Origin of the sequence: Clostridium drakei (assembly GCF_000633595.2) — a bacterium.
Taxonomy (GTDB): Bacteria; Bacillota; Clostridia; order Clostridiales; family Clostridiaceae; genus Clostridium_AM; species Clostridium_AM drakei.
Genome location: NZ_JIBU02000008.1, coordinates 83,293 through 105,754, shown reverse-complemented (window position 1 = coordinate 105,754; position 22,462 = coordinate 83,293). Strand labels below are relative to the sequence as shown.

Annotated in this window: 20 protein-coding genes; 1 reads left to right on the top strand and 19 read right to left on the bottom strand. The window is 27.9% G+C overall.

The features are described from left to right. Positions 1 to 84 precede the first annotated feature (84 nt). Both deoC and EG57_RS0204500 read right to left on the bottom strand, forming a co-directional pair. The gene (deoC, locus tag EG57_RS0204505; RefSeq protein WP_032076088.1) at positions 85 to 729 is read right to left on the bottom strand and encodes a deoxyribose-phosphate aldolase; all 645 of its coding nucleotides are present in this window, start codon (positions 727 to 729) and stop codon (positions 85 to 87) included. Between the two features lie 42 nt (positions 730 to 771). Further along, complete coding sequence (locus EG57_RS0204500) at positions 772 to 1,170, bottom strand: cytidine deaminase (RefSeq protein WP_032076087.1); 399 nt, start codon at positions 1,168 to 1,170, stop codon at positions 772 to 774. 458 nt (positions 1,171 to 1,628) lie between these two features. Here EG57_RS0204500 and EG57_RS0204490 point away from each other — a divergent pair, with 458 nt between their 5' ends. Then, a complete protein-coding gene (locus tag EG57_RS0204490) occupies positions 1,629 to 2,336 on the top strand; it encodes a YoaK family protein (protein WP_032076085.1) in 708 nt (235 codons plus the stop codon). Between the two features lie 69 nt (positions 2,337 to 2,405). Here the strand turns inward: EG57_RS0204490 and EG57_RS0204485 are convergent, their stop codons facing one another. The 17 genes from EG57_RS0204485 to EG57_RS0204405 form a co-directional block, all read right to left on the bottom strand. Further along, positions 2,406 to 4,268 (bottom strand): FtsX-like permease family protein, encoded by a 1,863-nt coding sequence (locus tag EG57_RS0204485; RefSeq protein ID WP_032076084.1) that lies wholly within the window; start codon positions 4,266 to 4,268, stop codon positions 2,406 to 2,408. After that, the gene (locus EG57_RS0204480; protein WP_032076083.1) at positions 4,268 to 5,014 is read right to left on the bottom strand and encodes an ABC transporter ATP-binding protein; all 747 of its coding nucleotides are present in this window, start codon (positions 5,012 to 5,014) and stop codon (positions 4,268 to 4,270) included. Before EG57_RS0204480 ends, EG57_RS0204485 begins: the two co-directional genes overlap by 1 nt. Before the next feature lie 15 nt (positions 5,015 to 5,029). Next, positions 5,030 to 5,881, bottom strand: coding sequence for an undecaprenyl-diphosphate phosphatase (locus EG57_RS0204475; RefSeq protein WP_032076082.1), 852 nt, complete (start codon positions 5,879 to 5,881; stop codon positions 5,030 to 5,032). Positions 5,882 to 6,057: 176 nt separating this feature from the next. Beyond that, a complete protein-coding gene (locus EG57_RS0204470; protein WP_032076081.1) occupies positions 6,058 to 7,047 on the bottom strand; it encodes a sensor histidine kinase in 990 nt (329 codons plus the stop codon). Between the two features lie 7 nt (positions 7,048 to 7,054). Then, positions 7,055 to 7,747 (bottom strand): response regulator transcription factor, encoded by a 693-nt coding sequence (locus tag EG57_RS0204465; protein WP_032076080.1) that lies wholly within the window; start codon positions 7,745 to 7,747, stop codon positions 7,055 to 7,057. Between the two features lie 64 nt (positions 7,748 to 7,811). Continuing rightward, positions 7,812 to 8,516, bottom strand: coding sequence for an alpha/beta hydrolase (locus EG57_RS0204460; protein WP_032076079.1), 705 nt, complete (start codon positions 8,514 to 8,516; stop codon positions 7,812 to 7,814). Between the two features lie 25 nt (positions 8,517 to 8,541). Further along, the gene (locus tag EG57_RS0204455; protein WP_032076078.1) at positions 8,542 to 9,177 is read right to left on the bottom strand and encodes a CatB-related O-acetyltransferase; all 636 of its coding nucleotides are present in this window, start codon (positions 9,175 to 9,177) and stop codon (positions 8,542 to 8,544) included. A 274-nt stretch (positions 9,178 to 9,451) separates the two neighbouring features. After that, a complete protein-coding gene (locus tag EG57_RS0204450; protein ID WP_052037736.1) occupies positions 9,452 to 10,891 on the bottom strand; it encodes a L,D-transpeptidase family protein in 1,440 nt (479 codons plus the stop codon). Between the two features lie 1,039 nt (positions 10,892 to 11,930). Continuing rightward, positions 11,931 to 12,650: a LytR/AlgR family response regulator transcription factor gene (locus EG57_RS0204445; RefSeq protein WP_032076077.1), complete on the bottom strand. Its 720-nt coding sequence runs from the start codon at positions 12,648 to 12,650 to the stop codon at positions 11,931 to 11,933. 22 nt (positions 12,651 to 12,672) lie between these two features. After that, positions 12,673 to 13,977, bottom strand: coding sequence for an ATP-binding protein (locus EG57_RS0204440; protein WP_152563668.1), 1,305 nt, complete (start codon positions 13,975 to 13,977; stop codon positions 12,673 to 12,675). A 380-nt stretch (positions 13,978 to 14,357) separates the two neighbouring features. After that, positions 14,358 to 15,236: an ROK family protein gene (locus tag EG57_RS0204435; RefSeq protein ID WP_032076076.1), complete on the bottom strand. Its 879-nt coding sequence runs from the start codon at positions 15,234 to 15,236 to the stop codon at positions 14,358 to 14,360. Between the two features lie 149 nt (positions 15,237 to 15,385). After that, complete coding sequence (locus EG57_RS0204430; RefSeq protein ID WP_032076075.1) at positions 15,386 to 16,252, bottom strand: ketose-bisphosphate aldolase; 867 nt, start codon at positions 16,250 to 16,252, stop codon at positions 15,386 to 15,388. Positions 16,253 to 16,302: 50 nt separating this feature from the next. Further along, positions 16,303 to 17,154: a class II fructose-bisphosphate aldolase gene (locus EG57_RS0204425; RefSeq protein ID WP_032076074.1), complete on the bottom strand. Its 852-nt coding sequence runs from the start codon at positions 17,152 to 17,154 to the stop codon at positions 16,303 to 16,305. A gap of 15 nt (positions 17,155 to 17,169) precedes the next feature. Next, a complete protein-coding gene (locus EG57_RS0204420; protein ID WP_032076073.1) occupies positions 17,170 to 18,249 on the bottom strand; it encodes a PTS fructose transporter subunit IIC in 1,080 nt (359 codons plus the stop codon). A 49-nt stretch (positions 18,250 to 18,298) separates the two neighbouring features. Further along, entirely contained in the window at positions 18,299 to 18,610 is a 312-nt protein-coding gene (locus tag EG57_RS0204415; protein WP_032076072.1) for a PTS fructose transporter subunit IIB, read from the bottom strand. A gap of 66 nt (positions 18,611 to 18,676) precedes the next feature. Next, positions 18,677 to 21,070 carry a BglG family transcription antiterminator gene (locus EG57_RS0204410; RefSeq protein WP_032076071.1) on the bottom strand — a complete coding sequence of 798 codons (2,394 nt, stop codon included), beginning with the start codon at positions 21,068 to 21,070 and terminating at the stop codon, positions 18,677 to 18,679. A gap of 220 nt (positions 21,071 to 21,290) precedes the next feature. After that, positions 21,291 to 22,166 carry a pirin family protein gene (locus tag EG57_RS0204405; protein WP_032076070.1) on the bottom strand — a complete coding sequence of 292 codons (876 nt, stop codon included), beginning with the start codon at positions 22,164 to 22,166 and terminating at the stop codon, positions 21,291 to 21,293. Positions 22,167 to 22,462 lie beyond the last annotated feature (296 nt).

The window sequence follows — 22,462 nt, the reverse complement described above, 5'->3', positions numbered from 1 at the left end:
AAGGATGATTTTTGCTGTCGCAAAAAATCCACATTAACTATTAATTCTTCATTCTTACCTATTAACTAAAAATAAGTATCTTTGCTATTCAGATATAATAGCTATACTTGCACTTGCTCCTATACGAGTTGCTCCAGCTTCTATCATTTTTAAAGCCTCTTCCCTAGTATGTATACCACCAGAAGCTTTAACTCCCATATCCTTACCTACAGTTTTACGCATTAATTCAATATCCTCTGCTGTAGCCCCTCCAGTAGAAAAGCCAGTTGATGTTTTCACAAAATCAGCACCTGCTTTTTTAGATAACTCACAAGCTCTAATTTTTTCTTCTTTCGTTAAAAGACAAGTTTCAATAATTACTTTTACTAATGCTTTTCCCTTTGCTGCTTCAACAACAGCTTTTATGTCTTTTTCTACATATATATTATTTTTATCTTTTAGCTCTCCAACATTGATGACCATATCTACTTCAGTTGCTCCATTTTTAATGGCATCACTAGCTTCAAATGCTTTTGTTTCTGTTGTATTAGCTCCAAGTGGAAAGCCTATAACAGTACATACTTTAACTTCAGTATCTTTTAACTTTTCGCTTGCTAACTTAACCCATGTTGGATTAACACAAACAGATGCAAATTTATTTTCTCTAGCTTCATCTATTAATTTTAAAATCTGTTCCTTTGTTGTATTTGGTTTTAAGGCTGTATGATCAATCATTTTAGAAATATTCATTGTAAATCTCCTTCACTTTCTTTTATAATTTTATAATTATTTTTACTTTATAAGATCTTTTTTAGTAAAAGCTCCTGGCAAAATTTCATCTAATGTTTTAACTATATACTGGTTTTCATTTTTTGCTAAAATTATTTCAATATCCTCTGATCCAAATTCTGCTATTACTTGTCTACAGATACCACAAGGATATGTGTATTCATTTTCTATTCCAACTATAGCTATAGCTTTAATAATTGTATGTCCTTCCGATACTGCTTTAAATATGGAAGTTCTTTCTGCACAATTAGTTGCACCATAAGACGCATTTTCTATGTTACACCCTGTATACATTTTTCCATCTTCAGTAAGCACTGCTGCTCCAACTTTAAATTTAGAATAAGGAGCATAAGCATTTTTTCTTCCTTCTAAAGCTTTAGAAATTAACATCTTATAATCCATTTCAACTCTCCTTTTCACTGCTGTTATAGTTTTATAATAAAACTTCTTTAAACACTTGTAAATAAAGTAATGAAATATCCTTGATTAATATGTATCTAGATCATTCTATATCCAAAAAAATACATTATAATTAAAATTAATGTAATAAGTGCTATGATACCAACTACTATTAATAAGGCTATTATCTTTTTATTCAAATTCATATATATTCCTCCTAAGCTTAGGATTTCTATAATGCTATTAGTTAATTCTAAATCATCTTTATTTATATTATATATCATTATTACAATCCTTATATCCTATATTAAATATAAGTTACAATTATTTAAAAAAAATCAATTGAATAGCATTACACCGAAAAATATCGTCTATTACGCAGTAAAAATATTATGCATATGACTTAAATTAATAGTATAATAAATATTGGTTATCATTTCGTTGAAAGGGGCTCTTATACCTTGCTTACTAAAGATGTAAATATAATGGGAAATAACAAAATAAAAAATTCTATATTTAACGTAACTTGTGAATCATTACATTTAGGAATACTTCTAGCTATAGTTGGTGGATTCTTAGATGCTTATACCTTCATAGGGAGGGATGGCGTTTTTGCTAATGCTCAAACAGGAAATATTGTCCTAGTAGGCATAGCTGCTTTAAATAAAAATTGGAAAGAAACTTTAGTACAAGCTCTACCTATTTTAGCATTTATATTAGGAGTAGTAGTTGCTGAAACTATCAAGAAAAACCGTTCTGCTACTTTTATAAAAAATTCAGAGCGTGCTATATTGATAATTGAAATAATCTTACTTTTCATTATAGGATTTATACCTAATAATGTTTATAATTTTTTTGTAACTGTTACAATTTCTTTTGTAGCATCTATCCAAACTTCTTCTTTTAGAAAATTGGTTGATTCCCCATATGCTACAACTATGTGTACTGGTAATTTACGTTCTGCTTCACAAGCAGCTTATATAGCTTTTACAACAAAAGATAGAGATTCTGCCATAAAGGCCACTCGTTATTTTATTGTAATATTTTCATTTTTATTTGGTGCTTTTTTAGGTGGACTTTTAACATTATCTATTGGATCTAAAGCAGTATGGTTTTCTGTGGTTATATTAATTCTTTCACTAATATTGCTTAATGAAGATAAACTTTAATCTAATTTTACAAAAAACAAGAGAATTATTTGAAATTCATAATTCCCTTGTTTTTTTATTATTTATATTTTATAACAAACCTTTTTTTATTTCTAATAAGTAACTTTTCCTTACAACTAGGAAATATATGATTTGAATAATCATCATAGCTACTATTAGCTGAAATGCTGGTATAAATATTTTAATTTGAAAAGCATTTAATGCATTCATAGCAAAGATAAAATGTATTACAGCTATTATATATGGTAATAAGAATAGCACTCCTATTTCAATGTTTAACACCTTTTTTATTTCAGTATAGGTTAATCCTATTTTATTTAGCTGCTTATACTTAATTTTATCCTGTATAATATCCATATAACATTTGTTATACAAAAAACTTGCAGTAGTTACAAAGAAAATAAGTCCTATAAATGTTGCAGTAAACAAAATTACACCATAAGCTATTTTTGTCACTTCTAATATGTTAGCTTTAAGAAAGTTTTTAAAAACTTTATCTCCTCTGTCTTCTTCAAATCTACTAATATAATTTTTACATATACCTAATGTATCCTTATAGTTTTTTACATTAAGTGCAGTAAAATAAACTCTAGTACCATTTATTCTTTGATATACGTCATCCTTAACTACATATATATCACCATAAAATGCTGGCATTATTCCTTTGTTACTTTCTTTAGCAATTTTCAATTTTATATTATCTAAGACAACATTTTCTTTTTTATGCTTCACTGAACAACCTAATATTAATGTCTCATTTTTATTAAAAGAATCAATATTTAAATTTATTGTTGATGCTAATTTTTTATAATTTTCTTCTCTAATTATAACTACCTTATCCTCCTCCCCTCTAGAAGGTATAAACTTCATTTCACCATTATCTTTAGTATAATCCACAGCTTTATTTTTAAGTAAATTTTCTATAAAGTAACTTTTTAGATTAACTTTGCTTTTATTTTCATAAGTATCTGAATAAAAAAATGCCTGTGGAAAATCTCTGTCTATTTGAGCTTCTTTATCTTTCCAGTAAGCATATACTGACCCTATTGCACAAAGTGCAATTGTTGTAGTTATTGTGATTAAGAAAAACATCCTTGTGTTGTCCTTTATCTTATACAATAAATTTGATATCCATAATACTGTGGTTTTTTTCATATAAAAACTTCTATTCTTTTTCATAATTTTAATTATAAATGTGCTTAATTGTGAAAATAAAAGATAGGTTGCTATAATTACCATTATTGTTACAGGCATTATCCTATACGATATTGTTTTTTCACTACATGTAAGCGACATATAATATCCTGTTGTAAGCAATATTATACAGACAATGACAAGAATAATAGATGACTTTGGTTCAGCTTTAGGTTTTTTAGTTCCTTTCAAAAGCTTTAAAACCATATCTTCTTTTATGACAAATGAGCAAAATATTGAAATTAACATCCCCATGATTAAAAATCCAACAAAAGTAATAATCATAGCCTGAACTGGAATATAAAATCCTAATGCATTAAATCCTAATAATTTTCCACTTACAGCTAAAAGTATTTTTGAAAAAACAATTCCAAATACTATTCCTACTATTCCTGATGCTGAAGTAATAATTATATTTTCAATACTTATCATTTTTTGTATTTGCTTTTTTGATAAACCTATAATATAAAGTATTCCAAACTCCTTATATCTTCCTTTTAAAAAAGTACTAACTGAATAAAATACAAAGAAACATAAAAATAAATATGCAATAATCGTTGTGATATGAAGTGCATTTATCATATGATCAGGCAGCTTAAGTACTATAAACTTAGGATGAAATATGATCATTGTAAATGAAAATAGTAAGGCTGCTGACATACTACTGCTTAAAAAGTACGCAAAATATGCTTTTGAGTTTCTATACACATTCTTAGTGGCAAATTCCATAAAGTTCATTAATTTTCACCTCCAAGTAATGCAAGCACATCAATAATTTCTTGATAAAATCTTTGTCTACTATCTCCCTTATAAATTTCATTATATATAGTTCCATCTTTTATAAATAAAATCCTACTGCAATAACTTGCTGATAATGGGTCGTGAGTTACCATCATTGTAGTTACCTGTTCTTCTCTATTGATTTTTTCAAATAACTCCATTACGGTTTTAGCAGCCTTTGAATCCAAATTACCTGTAGGCTCATCTGCTAACAGCAAAGTGGGCTTATGCATTAAGGCTCTTGCAATAGCTGTTCTTTGAGACTGACCTCCTGATATTTCAAAGGTTCTCTTATTAATTAAGTTGTATATACCCAGTATATTTGATATTCTTTTCAGCTCACAATCCTGTTTCTTAACTGATACTCCATCTAACGTAAGTGGAAGTACTATATTTTCTCCAACAGTTAAAGTATCCAATAAATTAAAATCTTGAAATACAAATCCTAATTCTCGCCTTCTAAACAGAGCCAGAGCATCACCTTTAAGCTTTAACGGATTTTTGTCATTTATTCTTATTTCTCCTGAACTTGGCTTATCTACTGTTGAAATCATATTTAGCAGTGTTGTCTTTCCACTACCTGAAGGTCCCATTATCCCTACAAATTCTCCTTTTTCTATATCAAAACTTATATTATCTAATGCATTAAATACCACTTTTCTACCATATACCTTGCTTAAATTCATAACTTCTAAAATCTTCATTTACACCACCACTTTCTATGCTGTTAAAGCAATAACCTTTGTTAATACTAATATTCCAAGCAAACTACCTGCTATAATTCTATAAATTGCAAATACCTTCATTGGCTTCTTTTTCAAAAAGTCTATAAATTTTCTCATAACAATCAAAGCTACTATAAATGCTACAACAAATCCTAGTATTAATGAAATCCACAATGTTGATGTCATTATGGAATAATCAAATTCAAATAAATCCTTTCCTGTAGATCCTATCATAGCTGGGATTGCCATGAAAAATGAAAATTCTGCTGCTACTGGAGTTGATAATCCTGCAATCCATCCACCCATTATTGTAGATGCACTTCTGGACATTCCAGGCCATATACAAATCAACTGAAACAAACCAACTTTAAATGCTTGCTTAGGAGTTATGTTATCTATACTTTCAATTTTGTATTTTCTATTTCTAAATTTATTTTCAATTATTAATAACAACAATCCTCCAACTACAAACCCTATTATTACAGCTTCTGGTATAAACTTTGATTTTATTTTACTATAAAACAGCACTCCTGCAATTCCCATTGGTATAGATGATACAATAACATTTATTCCAAAATTAAAGCCTGTCTTTCCTTCTCTTCCTTTAGTAAATATAAATTTAAAAAATTCTACTATACTTTCTTTGATCTTTTTCCAGTATAAAACAACTACTGACATTATTGCTCCAAGCTGAATTACAACTTCAAACATCTTTGTGAATTCTCCTTTGAATCCAATTGCCCATCCAACTAATATCATATGTCCTGTAGAAGATACTGGAATAAACTCAGTTACTCCTTCTACTATGGCTATTATAATTGCTTTTAATATAAATATTATATCCATGTCTACACACACTCCTTACAAACTATTCATTACTTGTATATAGTCTATAATAATAATGTGTAAGGTGCTATCTACAAAGCTTACAGGAATGTGACATGTATGTAAGATTTATTTATTCCCCTATTTTCAAAAAATAAATAAAGAAGAATCTTAAGATTATTTTAGATTCTTCTTGATTATGATGGAAAACATTCAAACATTATTGTAACTTTTGTTCCTTCATTAATATTAGACTCTATCTCCACCTTATGTCCCAAATTTTTGCATACTTCTTTTACTATATATAATCCCATACCTGTAGACTCCCCAAACCTACGTCCATTTTCTCCAGTAAAAAATGGATCAAATACTTTTTTAATATCCTTACTTGGAATTCCTATTCCACTATCAATGACACTTAATTTAATTTCTTTTTCATATTCATAGGATTTTATAATTAATTCTTTTCCTTTATCCTTTGAATACTTAATGCCATTAATAATCAACTGATCTAATATAAACTTCAACCACTTTTTATCACTATAAACTTTAATGTCTTTATCAATTTCCAATTTAGGAGTTATTTTATTCTTTATGAAAATTCTTTTTTCTTCATTCACTATGTCAAAAACTAATCCTTTCAGATCAAACTGCTCTATTAAAAAATCCTTTTTAAAAGAATCTATTCTTGCATAATACATTGCCATATTTAAACCTTTATTTAATTTGTTAACCTCTTCTTCAATGCTTAATGCTATTTCTTCTCCTTCATATTCTTTAAGCTGTAGTTGTATAACAGATAAAGGTGTCTTCATTTGATGAACCCATTGATTGATAAAAGTTAAATGTTCACTATGAATATTGTTTAATTTTCTTATTTCAGCATCATATAAATTATGCTGTTGTTTTAATGTGTCAGAAATATTTTCACTTAATTTTGAGCTACCTAGCTCTATAAAAACATCATTTAGGGATGTAACTCCATTTTTTAATAATTTATATAATCGTCTATTTTGATAATATTTAAAAGCTAAAAAACAAATTAAAATAAATGTATTGAACATGAATATATAAATAATTTCACTAACTTTTATAAACCCAATAACATTGCAATACATTGTTGTAAGAATCAAACTCATTAAATATACAAAAATATAACCTTTATTATGTTTAAAAAATAAATTCATATTATATCTACCAGGTTTTGTTTAATTTATAACCTGCTCCTCTTATAGTCTCTATTCCTCCATCTATGCCTAAATTCTGAAGTCTTTTTCTTATCCTACTTATATTTACACTTAAAGTGTTTTCCTCCACAAATTCAATATCATCCCATATTTTTTCTAAAAGAAAATCTCTACTAACTACCTTAGGATATTTTTTCATAAGATATTCTATCAATATTCCTTCTCTTTTAGTTATAATTAACTTTTGTTCTTTAAATTCTAATTCTAACCTTTCTGGATAAAATCTAAGGCCATCAACTTCAACTATTCTTTCTTCTATTTTAGGTGCATAATCTCCAAAAGCTCTTCTTAAGTGGCTCTTTATTTTTGCAATAACCACATCATAATAAAATGGTTTAGTTATATAATCATCAGCTCCGCTTTCTAAAGCCATAACCTGATCCATTCCGCTGTCTCTTGCAGATATAAATATTATAGGTACCTTTGATTGTTGTCTTATCTTTCTACACCAATAAAATCCATCAAATTTAGGTAAATTAACGTCTAATAACACTAAATCCGGATTATACTCATTAAAGCCATCCATTACTTTTTCAAAGTCTTCTACTATTACCACTTGAAAACCATATTTATCTATGCATTCTTTTAACACAGTACTTATTGAAACATCATCTTCTACAATATATATTTTATATTTCATATCGATTCTTCCTCAATTCAGTATTTTAATATACATTTAAGTTTAAATGATATGGAGATAACTTTCAATACACATGTCTTTTCGCCCACTGTCTAAAATATTGCAATTGCTCTTCGGTGTGAAAATAATGTTCCCCATGTTCCATTACCTGAAGATCACAGTGAAAAGCCTTAGCAAAATTAGATATCACATCAAACTTACATATATCATCCTCTGAACCATATAAAATTGATGTTTCTTTATTCCAATCAACAATAGGATGCTCTTTTACATAACAATAGTAATCCCAATAAAGTTTTTGTCCAATAGGTGTAGGAATTTCTTTTTCTTTTTTCAATCTATTTTCACTTACATTAAACCATGTCATCATATTATTTATCACAAGTTCCATATTTACCACAGGCGATAAGAACAAACTCTGTTTCAATGAATCCTCCTTATATGAAAGCAAGCTAAAATACGCTCCCATACTGCAAGCAAATAAACTTATGATATTTGATAAAGATTTTGCATAACTCATAATAATATTAAGATCATGAACACAATTTTGAACTTTACAAGCATAATTTTCACCTTTACGATCACCATGTTCAGGTAAATCAAAACTTAGCACTTGATAACCTTTAGTCACTGCTTCTTCTACAAATGCAACAATAACATCATCCGATTTATTTGACATATTACCATGTACGGCTATAAATAGTTTATCCGATTTATTTCCCCACAAGATTACAGGGATATTTTCTATTTTTAAACTTTGTTTTAACATTACAATTCTTCCTCCATCATATACTCTATCTTTTTAATGCTCCTATATCACCATTTCTAATAGCAGTTAATTTTTCAGATATCTTTTGAGTACTCCAATTCCACCACTGAACTTTAAGTAATTCTTCTATAACGGAATCTTCAAAACGCTTTTTTATAATCCTTGCTGGCATACCACCAACTATAGTATATGGTGGAACATCTTTGGTTACTAAAGCTCTCGTTCCAATAATAGCTCCATCACCAATATGCACTCCAGACATAATAACAGCTTCAAATCCAATCCAAACGTCATTCCCAATTATAATATCACCTTTGTTGTCCCAAGCTTCACAAACCTTCATGGTATTATCCCACTCTTCATAAAAAATAGGAAATGGGTATGTAGAAATCGATTTTTGTGTATGATTGGCACTGTTAAAAATGAACTTTGCTCCACAAGCAATGGAACAAAATTTTCCTATGATAAGTTTATCTTTGTTGATAGGATACTGATACAAAACATTTTTCTTTTCAAAATCTTTTGGATCATTATAAAAATCATTATACATTGTAAAATCATCAACAATTATATTTGAATTATTTATTACATTTTTCAAGTAAACAGTAGTAAAATCATTAGCTCTAGGATAAATTTTATTAGGATTAGGTTCTTGCTTCATACTTTCCAACTCCTTTGCTTAAGCATTCATAACTAAAGCTTATAGTAAAATTATACCTTCATCTCTTTTATTTTATCTAGTTCATAAATAATTCTGTACTAAACTTGTCTAATTTTTCATTGACAAATGAAAAAAGATATTTTTATATCATATACGCAATAATATAAAAATATCCTTTTTAGTTATGCTAATTGTTTTTCTTCTCTAATTATTCTTCTAGTACTATCTTCACTCCAAGATTTTTTAATGTTGAACTTTTCACTTACTGAAATTACTAATAGTAACAAACGATTGGAGTTCCTTCTTCAATGTTTTCATATATTGTTTGTGCTAGATAATGTGGTGAGTTTACACAACCGTGTGAACCATCTGACATATATATACTACCACCAAATACTGGTCTCCATGTCGCATCATGAATTCCAATACCACCATTAAACGGCATCCAATAATCAACAGGAGAAGCATATCCCTGTCCTTTCAAAGTAGCATGTCTTTCTTTGTATTTCAAAGTATAAATACCTTCTGGCGTTGCATGTCCATCACTTACCTTACCTGTAACAACATCACCTTGAACCACTAAAGAACCATTTTTATAAAACCATAAATGTTGTCTTCCCATGTCTACCTCTACATAGGTGTTTCCAATATCATTACTACTGTGAGATGCTGCTGTTTGAATGTAAGTTGGCTCCTTTTTTACGGACTTTCCTTCTTTAATTGCAGCAATTAAGTTTTGCGTTTCTTTTGAAGCATTAGTACACCATCCATAATCACCACCACCAACTTTTATTGTTGATCCTGATGATGTAGTGAAGCTTCTTGTTTTACCAATTGTATCATAAGTACCAGCAAGTTCATTCATATATTCTTTTACTTTTTTCTCATCAACTTCAACTTTAAAGTCATCATTAACCTTAAGCCAATTATTTATTTTAGAACCATCTATAGTTTCCTGCTTATCACCAAAAGTATAAGTAATTTTGGAGGATACATATTTATTAAGCATGTCTTTATTTTCAGTAGTTTCTTTAGATTTTACAGTATATTTTGGTTTTACATAACAATTAAGTACTTCTAAATCTACAGTAGTTTCACCATTAGCTATTGCCTTTACCACATTGTTATATAAAGAAGTTTTATTAATCTTATTTCCATTTACTTCACTTTCGATTTCATAGCCCTTATCTGTATACTTAAAGCTAGGATTTTTAGGCTCAACTACCTTTTTACTATCAAGACAAGAAAGATTGTTCACCTTTTGTTCTAATAAATCTTTATCATATGAAACTTCAGCCCTCATGTTGGAAACATTTGTGCTAAAAATCGCTAAGGGCCATTTATAGGCACCTTGTTTATTCTTAAGTTTCTTAAATTCATCATTTGAATTATACTTTAATTTAATATCTTCAGCTTTAATTTGTTCACTTTTACCATCACGTTCTTTTAAATTCAACTTATAGGATTTTATTTCAGCTGCCATTTGTTTGTCTACTTCTTCAACAGTTTTTCCAGAAACATTGACGCAGTTAATCTTTGATCCAAGATAAAAATGCTTACTAAAATATATTGATACACCTAAATATATAGCAAGTAAAATACAAAAAGAACTTGCAGTACCTATTATAACTTTATTATACTTATTATTATTTTTTTTACTGCTGCGTCTTCTAATTTGTTTATTCTTTTCTGCATCCTTTTCCAAAATACCCATCCCCTTTTTAATTACAACAAAATTTAGAATTAATGCTTTATAATTTTAAATATTAGTGAATTTTGCATACATACAAACTATATTGTATTTTATGTAATAAAACTCATACTTAAAACAATTATCGTTTTATAAAAAATAATAGAATAAAGGAACTAAAAGAACGGATATTGAATTACTTATATAGTTAATTTAGCACTTTATATTCTAACTACTTACATTAAATAGAAAGTATATTTATAAATATTATTTACAGTACACAATAAAAAAGATACCACCTTTTTACGAAAAATACAACAGCCTATAAGTATCTATTTTAAAGAGTTTTTTAAGGGCAAAATTAATAATATTAATGCAACCAAAGCTATATCAGTGTAACATCACTTACACTTTCATAATGCCTTTATCACTTTTTATTAACTATTCAAATATTTACCTTCAAATGCATTAAGTTCTTTTTAATAAATTGTTTTTACAAACTAGAAAAAGCAAGTAGTTTTTAATTTTGAACTACTTGCCAAATTTGAATTAAATAAATTTTTTACAATATATTCTAACTTGAATTTTTATTATCAATTTTCTAATATCTAATATATTAACTATTACTATAAAACAATATGATGTAGATAATGATTAGAAACTTATTGCATATATATTATATCTATTTGTTTTTAATTTTAAAACTATGAATTTTGCAAAAATTTTATTTATTGAGAAAAAACAAGAATACCATTATATTAAATTTCTATAAACGGAGTTCCTTGTCCATTATGAAATTTGAAACCTACTTTAAAAAATTTGTAAATCAAACCCACTTTTTTGACAGACAAACCACTAATAAATTTGTTAATCATAAAACTTCACCCCTTTTCTCATGATAAATTAATCCTATAAAGTCTTCTATATACATCATCTTTTTGTTGTTTCTATACTATATCATAAGTTACAATATATATTCTGCTGATGTAAAAAACAAAGCTTAAAATGTAAAAATTCCTAAAAAAAACATACATGATACTTTTATCATGTATGTTTTGTCTTTTTATGTATATTTTAATAAGTAGTTAAAGTAAGTTTCCTTTACATTTGTCAAATTAACACCACTTATAGGTATTTTTATATAACTATCTATAAATATAAATTTATCTTCTATCCTTAAAACATAATCCATATTTACAATAAAGCTCTTGTGAACCTTAATAAATTTTTCATCTTCAAGTCTTTGGAGAAAATCCCCAAGCTTTGAATAGAAAGTAATGATTTCACTGGATTTTAGATGCAAATTCACAAGCCTAGCTGTACTTTCTGCATATAATATATCCTTATGAAAAATTTTATAACTTCCTTTTTTATTTGCAATAACTATATATTTATTCTCCTTATTTAATTCCTCTATAGCTAGCTTAATAGCGGTACTAAATTTTTCTTCATTTATAGGCTTTAGAATGTAATAGAGAGCTCTAACTTCATAACTATCTATTGCATGTTCATGTGAAGAAGTTATGAATATAATCTTACATTCTTTATCAAACTCTCTAATTTCCTTTGCAATATCTATTCCTTGTGAAGCTTTCATGTAAATATCTAAAAATATTATATCAAAATTATCTTTATTAAAATTTATATGTTCAATTAGATCTTGCCCTTCGTTAAAGCATTTTATTTTAAAAGCTATATCTAATTCTTCTATATTTTTTGATATAAAGTTAGAGATTGTCTTAAGTTCCTCCATATCATCATCACAAACTGCAATATTCATCATATCTATCACTACTCCTTTTAACTTAGCTAAAATTCATAATAATATTTACTTGAAATTCACTATCTGTATATTTCACATCAAAAAAGCCATTATATTTTTCCACTATTTTTCTCACGTTTGATAATCCTATGCCATGTTCCTTCGATTTTTTACTTGTTCTGATTATTTTATCTTTTTCTATAACTTGTCCATTGAAGCTATTATTGATTCTGATTATTAGATTAAAACCCTTAATTTCAGATTTTATATTAATATATTTTTCAATTTCATCAATTTCTTTATTGCACGCTTCAATGGCATTTTCAACACAATTACCTATAACAACTGATAAATCAAGGGCATCTATATTAATATCTTCTGGTATATTCATCTTCGTCTTAAATTCAATATTACTCTCCTTAGCAATATTAATATAATATTTTAATATTGAATCTACAGTGAAATTTTTACACAACATATCTATATTTTCACATATTTCTGTTTTACTAAACTTAGTAAAATATTCTGATGCTGCTATGTACTTTTTAGTATCTATCATTGACTTTATGGCCAAAAGATGATGTCTCATGTCATGTTTAAATGCATAATAATTTTCAATAGATTTATTCAAAGTTTTATAATTTTGTTTTTGTAATTCTATTTGAGCATCTATATTTTTTAATTTATATTCCAATTCTACATTTTTATTTACAGAAGAAGCAGCAATAAAAATTATTGCATAAGATAAAGTAATTATAAGTACAAACAACAAACTATTAAAAACATCATAAGATTTAATAGGCTTATTAGCATTGAAACCATAATAATTAGCTAAAAATATAAATATTATAATACTATAAATGGATATTATATTAATAACTCTATTAGTTATATATCTTAGTAATTCTTTATATTTGTTTCTAAATTTTAAATATATTATAGGAATCATAAAAACTTCAATAAAAGTTCTTAATAAGGTCGATAAGTATTTATACATACTAGGGTCTTTAATAGGAAATAAACCTATTATATAACTACTTACAAGTAATATAATAATGGAAAAAAGCCACATAGTAAACAGAGTAAATATTTTTTTTGAAATAGATTCTTCGAAAATTAAAGAAAGATAAATATAAAAAGCAAGACACAATAAAATAAAGACCACATATTTATAAAAAATAGTTTGTTTTAAAAAAATATCACAAAGATACGTTCCACACAATACAATTAAATAATTAATTACGCCTATAGATATACAGTATTTAATACTTCTTTTTCTAGTAAGCAGTAAATGAACATCTATAGTATTTATCAAGGTTATTAAAGTATTACTTAATATATATTTCATATTATCCATTCCTTTAATTATTGTTAAATTTACACTGCTAGTGCGTTTACGAAAGCTTCTACTCATTTCATTATAATATCTTCATACTCAATAATTTTTCATTCTATATCTTCTCCATATATAGAATATATTTCAATTATACTCTATTGATTTAATCAAGCAAACTCTTCATCATTAAAATTTTATTACTTATTATATTTACTATTAGCATAAATATAAAAATGTTGAACCTCTTCCAGAATCCTCATGACCAAGACGCGATAGTCCTGGAGGAGAGGATGGTGAATAATTTACATCAAACTAAATAAACAAGTGCTAATATGTATGAATATCATCACTTGTTTTTCTAAAAAACAATAATATTTAAAATATTTAATAATTTAAACCAATTGAGCTGCTCCTATTAAACCAGCATCATCTTCAAATTTTGCTAATTCTATTTTTAAAGTTTGAGGATTATGAACCTTAGACATGGTTTTTTCTTTTATAATATTAATTATTTCAGGATTATGAATAGCAACAGAGCCTCCTATTATAAAAATATCAGGATCTACTACTGCACATATATTAGCAATGCCCTTAGCCATATTTTCGCAAAAATCTTCTATAACCTGCACGGCCATTTTATCTTTTAAATGGTATAATTCAAAAACATCTTTTGCATTTAAATTCTTATTTGACCTTTCACTAGCTATTCTTGCAATATTAGTGCCACTGCATTGACCTTCTAGCCCTCCAGCATTTAAACCATTGTGTGAATATTTATCTTCATTAATAATAATATTGTTAATTTCCGCAGCTGAAGAATTAGCTCCACCTATTATCTTATTATTTAGTATATATGCCCCACCTACTCCAGTGGATATTGTAATAAAAAATACTGATTCATATCCTTTTCCAAAACCATATATGGCTTCAGCCAGCCCAGCAGCATTAGCATCATTATTTAATTTTGTTTTTATAAGTGTTTTTTTCTGAAAAAACTCAACAATATTAAATCCATTCCATCCCACTAAATTAGGAGGATTTAAAATTTTTCCTTTTTTTATATCTAATGGACCTGGACAACCAATCCCAATTCCACTAAATTCATAGTTTCTTTTTTCCATATTAATAAAATCAATTAATTTGTTTAAATTCTTTACACATCCAAGGTTTTTTTCATTTTCAAATTTTATCTTTTTTATAATTTTTCCATCTTCATCAAAAATAGCACATCTTAATTGTGTACCTCCAATATCAATTCCTATTTTCTTCATATTCTCCACCACCTTGATTTGATATCACTAATAAATAATAATCATATAAAAACATAGTCTGTGTCCACTTTATTTCCTATAATTAAATACTGAAATGAAGTTTTCACAGACTATATTATATTACAAAAATTATTTAAAATAATCTATTTTTATTTATAATGCTTTACTTTATCTTCATCATTAAATAAACTTATTTTATGATAAATTACTTCCTTCATAGCTTCTATGCATGGAGGATAGATAGCATTTGGTTCACGAGCGCTTAAATCTTCTGTTAGTACTTGTCGGCATTTCTTATAAAATGCATCTTTTATATCACTAGAAATATTTATTTTAGATATTCCTAATTTTACAGATTCTGCAATTTCATCATCTGAATTAGCTGATCCACCATGTAATACTAATGGAACCTGAACTATTTCTCTTATAGTTTTTAATAAATCTAATCTCAATTTTGGTTTCATGTCTTTTGGATAAATTCCATGAGATGTTCCAATAGCAATTGCTAGTGTATCTACTCCTGTTCTATCAACAAATTCTTTTGCTTTTTCTGGATCTGTATAAATTATCTTATCAGCTCCAGCTTCTCCTCCATTGCCTGTTGTACCTATAGTTCCAAGTTCTGCTTCAACTGAAACATTAAGTGGATGTGCTACTTCAACTACTTTTTTAGTAATAGCTATATTTTCTTCAAATGTCATATGTGAAGCATCAATCATTACTGATGTAAATCCGCATCTTATTGCTCTAAGAACTTGTTCAAAAGTTCCACCGTGATCTAAATGAATAACTACTGGTATATCACATTTAAAAGCTTCTTCCTTTACACTTGCTATAAAGCTATCTTCTACAAATGATAGTTCATCTGGATGTATTGCAATAATTACTGGAGCTTGCTTTTCCTTGCAAGCTTCCATAACACCTTTTAAAATCATACAACTACTTGTATTAAAGGCTGGTACAGCAAATTTATTTTCTTGTGCTACAGATAATAATTCTTTCATATTCATTAACATAATAATATTCTCCTTTTTATTTTAATTTTTGATTATAAATATTTTTAACATTAATTTTTGCTACTTGATCCTGACAGTTTAATATAATTTCTTACAATATCAATACTATCTTGTTCAATTTGATGCATTAAAACATAATAATTAACGTTTGGATTTTGTTGTAATCTAGCTTTAATAGCTTGTACATTTGCATTCATAAAATCACAACCAACATTTATTTTATTAATACCATATTTAACTGCTTTTAAAATATTATCTTTTCCAGAACCAGAACCTCCATGAAGAACTAATGGCATTTTAGTCAATTCCTTAATAGTTTTTAATCTTTCAAAATCAAATTCTGGAACCATTCCCTCTGGGTAATTTCCATGAGAAGTGCCAATAGATATAGCTAGTGCATCAATGCCAGTTTCTCTAGCAAACTTTAAGGCTTCTTCTGGATTGGTATACATGTCATCAGCTGTAAATGCTGAGCCTTCTGTAGCTCCCAAACATCCAATTTCTCCTTCAACACTTACTCCTTTTGGATGTGCATAATCTACAACTTCTTTAGTCATATTAATATTTCCTGTTAATCCAAAGCGTGAAGCATCAACCATTACAGATGAAAAACCGTCATCTATTGCTTTCTTTATAAATAAAACTTCCTCACCATGATCAAAATTTAGTGCTGCTTTTATGGATGTTCTATTAGCTAAGGTTTTTACAATCGGAGTTATTAATTCACTATCGCAATGATCAAGTAAATGTTCCTGAACTATATTAATTATAATAGGTGAATTCTCCAATTCTGCTGCTTTAATTACAGTCCTAACAGTTTCTAGATTAAAACAATTAATAGCCATAACTGCGTAGTTCTCTTTATTTGCTTTTTTAAGCATATCATTCATTGAAACATACATTATTATTTCTCCTAATTATTTTATTTTTATACTTGATAAATCTATTTCTTCTTCTTCCTCTTCTTCTTCAACTACTTTTTCCACTGCATCTTTTTTAAGAATTACAAGTAAAATTGCTGTAATAACAGAACCTGTGCCCAAAGCAATCAAGAAGCCAATTGGATTTTGCATAGCAGGTACAATAAACATTCCACCAGAAGGAACTGGAGATCCAACATTTAACAGCATGATTATTGCTCCACCAACAGCTGCTCCAAAGGAACAAGAGAAAATTACACGAAGAGGATCAACAGCTGCAATTGGAATAACGCCTTCAGTAATCATACATATTCCCATTGGAAAAGCAATTTTTATATTATCAGATTCATTTTTTGTATACCTTGCTTTTCTTATTACCCAAGATAATGCAACTCCAAAAGGAGGAATCATAGATGCGCATATTTTGATAGCTTCTGGACCATAAACACCTTGTAATAATAATCCATCAGCAAAAAGTGAAGCTACTTTATTAACAGGTCCACCGAAATCAAATGCTGCCATGGCACCCATAATAATACCAAATATAACTTTTGATCCACCTTGCATATTATTAAGCATATTCGTAAGTCCGGCTGAAGCTACAGCTATTGGTCCACCAATTACAAAGAACATAACTAATCCTATAACTGCAGAAGATATTAACGGAATAATCATCATTGGTAATAAACCTTGTGCCCATACAGGTACTTTTAAGTTTTTCTTTAAAAAGTTTACAAAATAACCTGCAAGGTAACCTCCAAGCATTCCTCCAAGGAAACCAGCCCCCATAGCATTGGCTATCATACCCATTAACAAACCAGGTGCAATACCAGGTCGGTCAGCAATTGAATATGCAATGGCTGCACCCATAACTGCTGGCAATAATCCCATACCAAAAACTCCTAATGAAACTGCTGCCTGCCAAATAGTATAAGACTTCTTATAATCGGAGATTAAAGCTGGATTTCCACCTGCTAAATTACCAATAGCAATTAGCAAACCAGAAGCAACAACTAATGGAAGCATATAAGATATACCTGTCATAGCATGCTTTTTCAATTCTAACTTTTTTAACATCATAAGTTCTCCTCTCATTTTTTAATCTACATTGATTCTAAAATATTTTCTACAAGCCTAGCTCTTGTTGAATTTTATTAATAAGTGCCTTAGGAGATTTTATTACAATTTCTGTTGAAACATCAATAACCTTCTTATCTTTGAATCTTTCTCTACCTCCTACCTTAATATCCGCTGCAATAATTACTATGTCTGCTTCTTTGATATCCTTTGGAGTAAGTTCATCTTCTGTTCCAATTGTTCCTTGAGTTTCAATGTGAATTTCATGATTTAATGCTTTTGCTGCTCTTATAAGTTTTTCTTTTGCTATATACGTATGTGCGATCCCAGATGTACAAGCCGCTATTCCTACAATTTTCATACTTATATCCCCTTTCTTATTTTTAATGTTTATATAATATTATAAAATTACCAAATCAATTTAAACTTAAAGTTCTTCTTCTCTTGTGAATATTTCATAAACTTCTTCTGGAGTTGCTGCATTTAGTAAGCTTTCGCACACCTCATCATCCCCTAATTTTCCTGCCACTTTTGAAAGTAATCTAACATGAACGCTATCCTTATCAGATTCAGTCACAGCAAATAGAATAATAAAATGTACTGGCTTGTCATCCAAGCTTTCCCATTCAATATCAGCTTTTGCTTTTCCAAAAGCTATGGATGTTTTGTTAACAAATTTAGATTTTCCATGAGGAATTGCTATTTTATTTCCTATTCCTGTTGAACCTAAAGTTTCTCTATAATATACGTCTTTCAAAAATGCTTCTTTATCAGAGAGAACTCCAGCATCATATAGTAATTCTGTAAGTTCTTTTAATGCTTCATCTTTTGTAGTTGCTTCCATGTTTAACTTTATTGTTTCCTTCTTTATTACTTTAGCTAAATTTATATCCATTTCTCCCCCACCTTTGCTATTTAATGCAAAATATTGCTTTACGTCTTTTTTCTTAGTACATTTCCTTAAATAGTTTGCATAGTTTTCTTTCATATCAAAATTTATAATTTCCTTAAGCATATGAGTCATTAACTCAATGTCTCCCACAGCAATATAAAAAGTTAACTGCTTTTCATTGTTCTCTATATCATTTATAGAAAGTCCAAGTATACATTCACTTTTATGAAATCCTAATTGTATTTTTAGATTTCTATCAATATTTATTTCATTAAAGTCAATACAGGTTTTATAATTTTCATTAATTTCTTTTTTCACATTACTTTCTGGTATGTTGAAATATACTAGTTCTTCCTGTAAATACTTTCCAATAAGTTTTGTTGTTACTTTTTTCTTTTCATTTTTATTTTTGTTACTAACTAGAAAATCAGATATATTTTTAATATCATACTCATTTAGAAATGTTGATACTAATATATATGGCTTACTTTGAAACTCCAATGGAACTGTTGTAACTACAAAATCAATATCATTAACATTTCTGTTCTTGATTATACTAGCTGAAACATTATCTACGATTACAAGCTCTGGGAAGTACCTGTTGAGCTTTGTTCTTAAAAGTTGTGATGTTCCATAACCACTGTGACAAACTACTAAGATCCTTTTCTTTATATAAGAGTTCTCTAATCCCAACTGATAATATACTGCTAAATATCCAATCTCATCCATTGGGATTACTTTCTGTTTTAGCTGATAGGATGCCATAAGTGCAGCAGCCTTACATACGTTTAAAAGAATAGGATATTGTTCTCTTATTTCATTAATAAGAGGATTTGATATTTGGATATCATATTCCATACGATTTAGCATTGGTCTTATATGAAGCAACAATTTATACATTATATCTTGATCATTTGTAATATTTATTTGCAAAATTTCTTCTATGCATTTAGTCATCATGTTTCTAAACTCTATAGATACAGAATCTAATTTGTTTAATACTTTATCTTGACTTTCCACTACTTCCTTAATCAGTCCAAATGATACAAAATACTGATACAAATAATAAACTTCTGCTTCATCTAGTTTCATTCCAAAATCGTTATTAATTTTCTCAATACACAAAACAGCTTCTTTATAATCCTTTTCTGATTTAAAATCTCCAATTTTTTCTTTCTTCGATATAGATTTCCCTGTTGAGCCTCTTTCCATTGAAATCAGAATATGAGTCAATAAATTAGTGTAATATGGTTCATCTATTTTACAATTATATTTTTTTTCTAAATCAAGCAATAGTCTATTAACATATATAATTTTATCTCTTTCAAAAAGCTCTGATAATCCATTTAAAGTAACTACGTCTAACCGTGCTGCCAATTCTTCAACAGTATTTTCATTCTTTTTCCCGTTTGAATATTCAAACAATAAAGAGCAGATTGCTCTACGAATATTAACTTCCAATCCTTTTACTTGAGTTCCTTCTACTGTTTTTTCTAATCTTAACTTAAATAAGGAAAGCCATTTTTCTATATACTTAAAATCATTTATTATACTAGTTTTACTTACATAATATTTCTCAGAAAGTTTTTGAATAGAAGTACTACTATTGGATTTAATGAGCATTTCTTTAATAATTTCAATTCTTCTCTCATTTATTGAAATCTTCTTATTCTTTAATTCCTGTATTTGAAGATTATTATTCAAAATCAATTTAGCTTTTCTAACATCTTTTATCATTATTCCCATGCTGTGCTTTTTTTCCAATTGAACTTTAAACTTATTTAAATATTGTTCAATTGCCATCAAATCCTTTTTGATTGTCTTTTCAGATACGTTCAAAGCTTCACTATAATATTTAATTGTTTTAAATTGTTCACTATCTAATAATAAATTTGTAAATTCAATTTGCCTTCCATTTAAGTTATCCATTTCTCAACCTCCTTCCTGTTTATCATCTCTAATTATTTTATATGTATACGATAACATGAATTTAAATTTTGTAAAATAACAAATAAGTTCCGCTCAAAATGGAACTTATGTATCATTAACATTTAAAAATATAAAAAAACCGTATCAGATTTTTCTCCAATACGGTAATAATACATCGTAGTTTTCATTATATACCAAGTCGTTAAATAGCAAACAATTCCTATAATTTTTCTGTAACAGTTTTTATAAATGTATTGTTATCTAACTCTAAGAAAGATGAACTCAATTCTTCCTTTGTATTCATAACTATAGGCCCACCCCAAGCAATTGCTTCTTTCAATGGTTTTGCAGATAAAAGTATAAAACGTACAGGATGGTCTGCTGCCTTAATCCAAAACTTATCATCATGACTAAATAATACAGCTTGTTTTTCATCAATTAAATCTTTAGAATTCTCAATACTCTTATTAGGATCAAAAATTGCTTTTCCATTAAAAATATAGACAAATAAAGTATTTTCAGAATCATTTACGAAGTTCCATTCCTGGTTAGCAGGTAATTCAACATCTAAATAGGTAGCTTTAATGTATTTACCTTGAAAAGCACCTTTATGGCCTTGATAATCTCCAGCAATTATGTGAACCTTTGTTCCATTTTCATTAATTATTGGTATATTTTCAGCCTTTATATCTCCATAACTTGGCTCAGTCATTTTGTCTTTGGCGGGCAAGTTCAACCACAATTGAGCACCTAGCATACGTCTACTTGCCTTAGGCATTTCTTGATGGATAATACCAGAGCCAGCTGTCATCCATTGACAGTCTCCATCAAGAATGCTCCCACTATTGCCAAGACTATCTCCATGCTCGATATTTCCATTAATCAAATAGGTTATTGTTTCAATACCTCTGTGTGGATGCCAAGGAAAACCTTTTATATAATCTTCAGATTTGTCTGAATCAAAAGCATCTAGCATTAAAAATGGATCATAATCTTTAGTATCATTATACCCAAATACACGCACCATCTTTACACCTGCTCCATCAACTGCTGGTTGGCCTTTTGTGATCTTAATTACTTTCCTCAACTTTTCCATAATTATATTCTCCTTTCAAATGCTGATACATTACAAAGAATGATTACCAGGAATTAAAGTCTAGTTAACAAACTTTAAAATGCATATACTTAGACTTCCATATTCATAACTTTGATGTAAAATCTATGTCTTATCTCTATTCTTAATTTTATAATATTTCTTATTATTTAATATTAACTATTAATTATGTACTTATTATTTCATTTATTGATTGTAATGTCAATATATTTCATAAAGCTTATCATTTATCTCTTTGAAATTATTTAAATCAATTAATATAATTCCATGATTTTAAT

What these genes read in the sequence shown, in the direction of transcription:
- EG57_RS0204455 (WP_032076078.1), bottom strand. Translation starts at nt 9,177, where the DNA reads ATGAAGCAAGAACCTAATCCTAATAAAATTTATCCTAGAGCTAATGAT.
- EG57_RS0204485 (WP_032076084.1), bottom strand. Translation starts at nt 4,268, where the DNA reads ATGAACTTTATGGAATTTGCCACTAAGAATGTGTATAGAAACTCAAAA.
- EG57_RS0204500 (WP_032076087.1), bottom strand. Translation starts at nt 1,170, where the DNA reads ATGGATTATAAGATGTTAATTTCTAAAGCTTTAGAAGGAAGAAAAAAT.
- EG57_RS0204435 (WP_032076076.1), bottom strand. Translation starts at nt 15,236, where the DNA reads ATGAAGAAAATAGGAATTGATATTGGAGGTACACAATTAAGATGTGCT.
- EG57_RS0204410 (WP_032076071.1), bottom strand. Translation starts at nt 21,070, where the DNA reads ATGGATAACTTAAATGGAAGGCAAATTGAATTTACAAATTTATTATTA.
- EG57_RS0204450 (WP_052037736.1), bottom strand. Translation starts at nt 10,891, where the DNA reads ATGGGTATTTTGGAAAAGGATGCAGAAAAGAATAAACAAATTAGAAGA.
- EG57_RS0204445 (WP_032076077.1), bottom strand. Translation starts at nt 12,650, where the DNA reads ATGATGAATATTGCAGTTTGTGATGATGATATGGAGGAACTTAAGACA.
- EG57_RS0204430 (WP_032076075.1), bottom strand. Translation starts at nt 16,252, where the DNA reads ATGTTAATGAATATGAAAGAATTATTATCTGTAGCACAAGAAAATAAA.
- EG57_RS0204425 (WP_032076074.1), bottom strand. Translation starts at nt 17,154, where the DNA reads ATGTATGTTTCAATGAATGATATGCTTAAAAAAGCAAATAAAGAGAAC.
- EG57_RS0204405 (WP_032076070.1), bottom strand. Translation starts at nt 22,166, where the DNA reads ATGGAAAAGTTGAGGAAAGTAATTAAGATCACAAAAGGCCAACCAGCA.
- EG57_RS0204475 (WP_032076082.1), bottom strand. Translation starts at nt 5,881, where the DNA reads ATGGATATAATATTTATATTAAAAGCAATTATAATAGCCATAGTAGAA.
- EG57_RS0204465 (WP_032076080.1), bottom strand. Translation starts at nt 7,747, where the DNA reads ATGAAATATAAAATATATATTGTAGAAGATGATGTTTCAATAAGTACT.
- deoC (WP_032076088.1), bottom strand. Translation starts at nt 729, where the DNA reads ATGAATATTTCTAAAATGATTGATCATACAGCCTTAAAACCAAATACA.
- EG57_RS0204420 (WP_032076073.1), bottom strand. Translation starts at nt 18,249, where the DNA reads ATGTTAAAAAAGTTAGAATTGAAAAAGCATGCTATGACAGGTATATCT.
- EG57_RS0204460 (WP_032076079.1), bottom strand. Translation starts at nt 8,516, where the DNA reads ATGTTAAAACAAAGTTTAAAAATAGAAAATATCCCTGTAATCTTGTGG.
- EG57_RS0204440 (WP_152563668.1), bottom strand. Translation starts at nt 13,977, where the DNA reads ATGAAATATATATTAAGTAATACTTTAATAACCTTGATAAATACTATA.
- EG57_RS0204480 (WP_032076083.1), bottom strand. Translation starts at nt 5,014, where the DNA reads ATGAAGATTTTAGAAGTTATGAATTTAAGCAAGGTATATGGTAGAAAA.
- EG57_RS0204470 (WP_032076081.1), bottom strand. Translation starts at nt 7,047, where the DNA reads ATGAATTTATTTTTTAAACATAATAAAGGTTATATTTTTGTATATTTA.
- EG57_RS0204415 (WP_032076072.1), bottom strand. Translation starts at nt 18,610, where the DNA reads ATGAAAATTGTAGGAATAGCGGCTTGTACATCTGGGATCGCACATACG.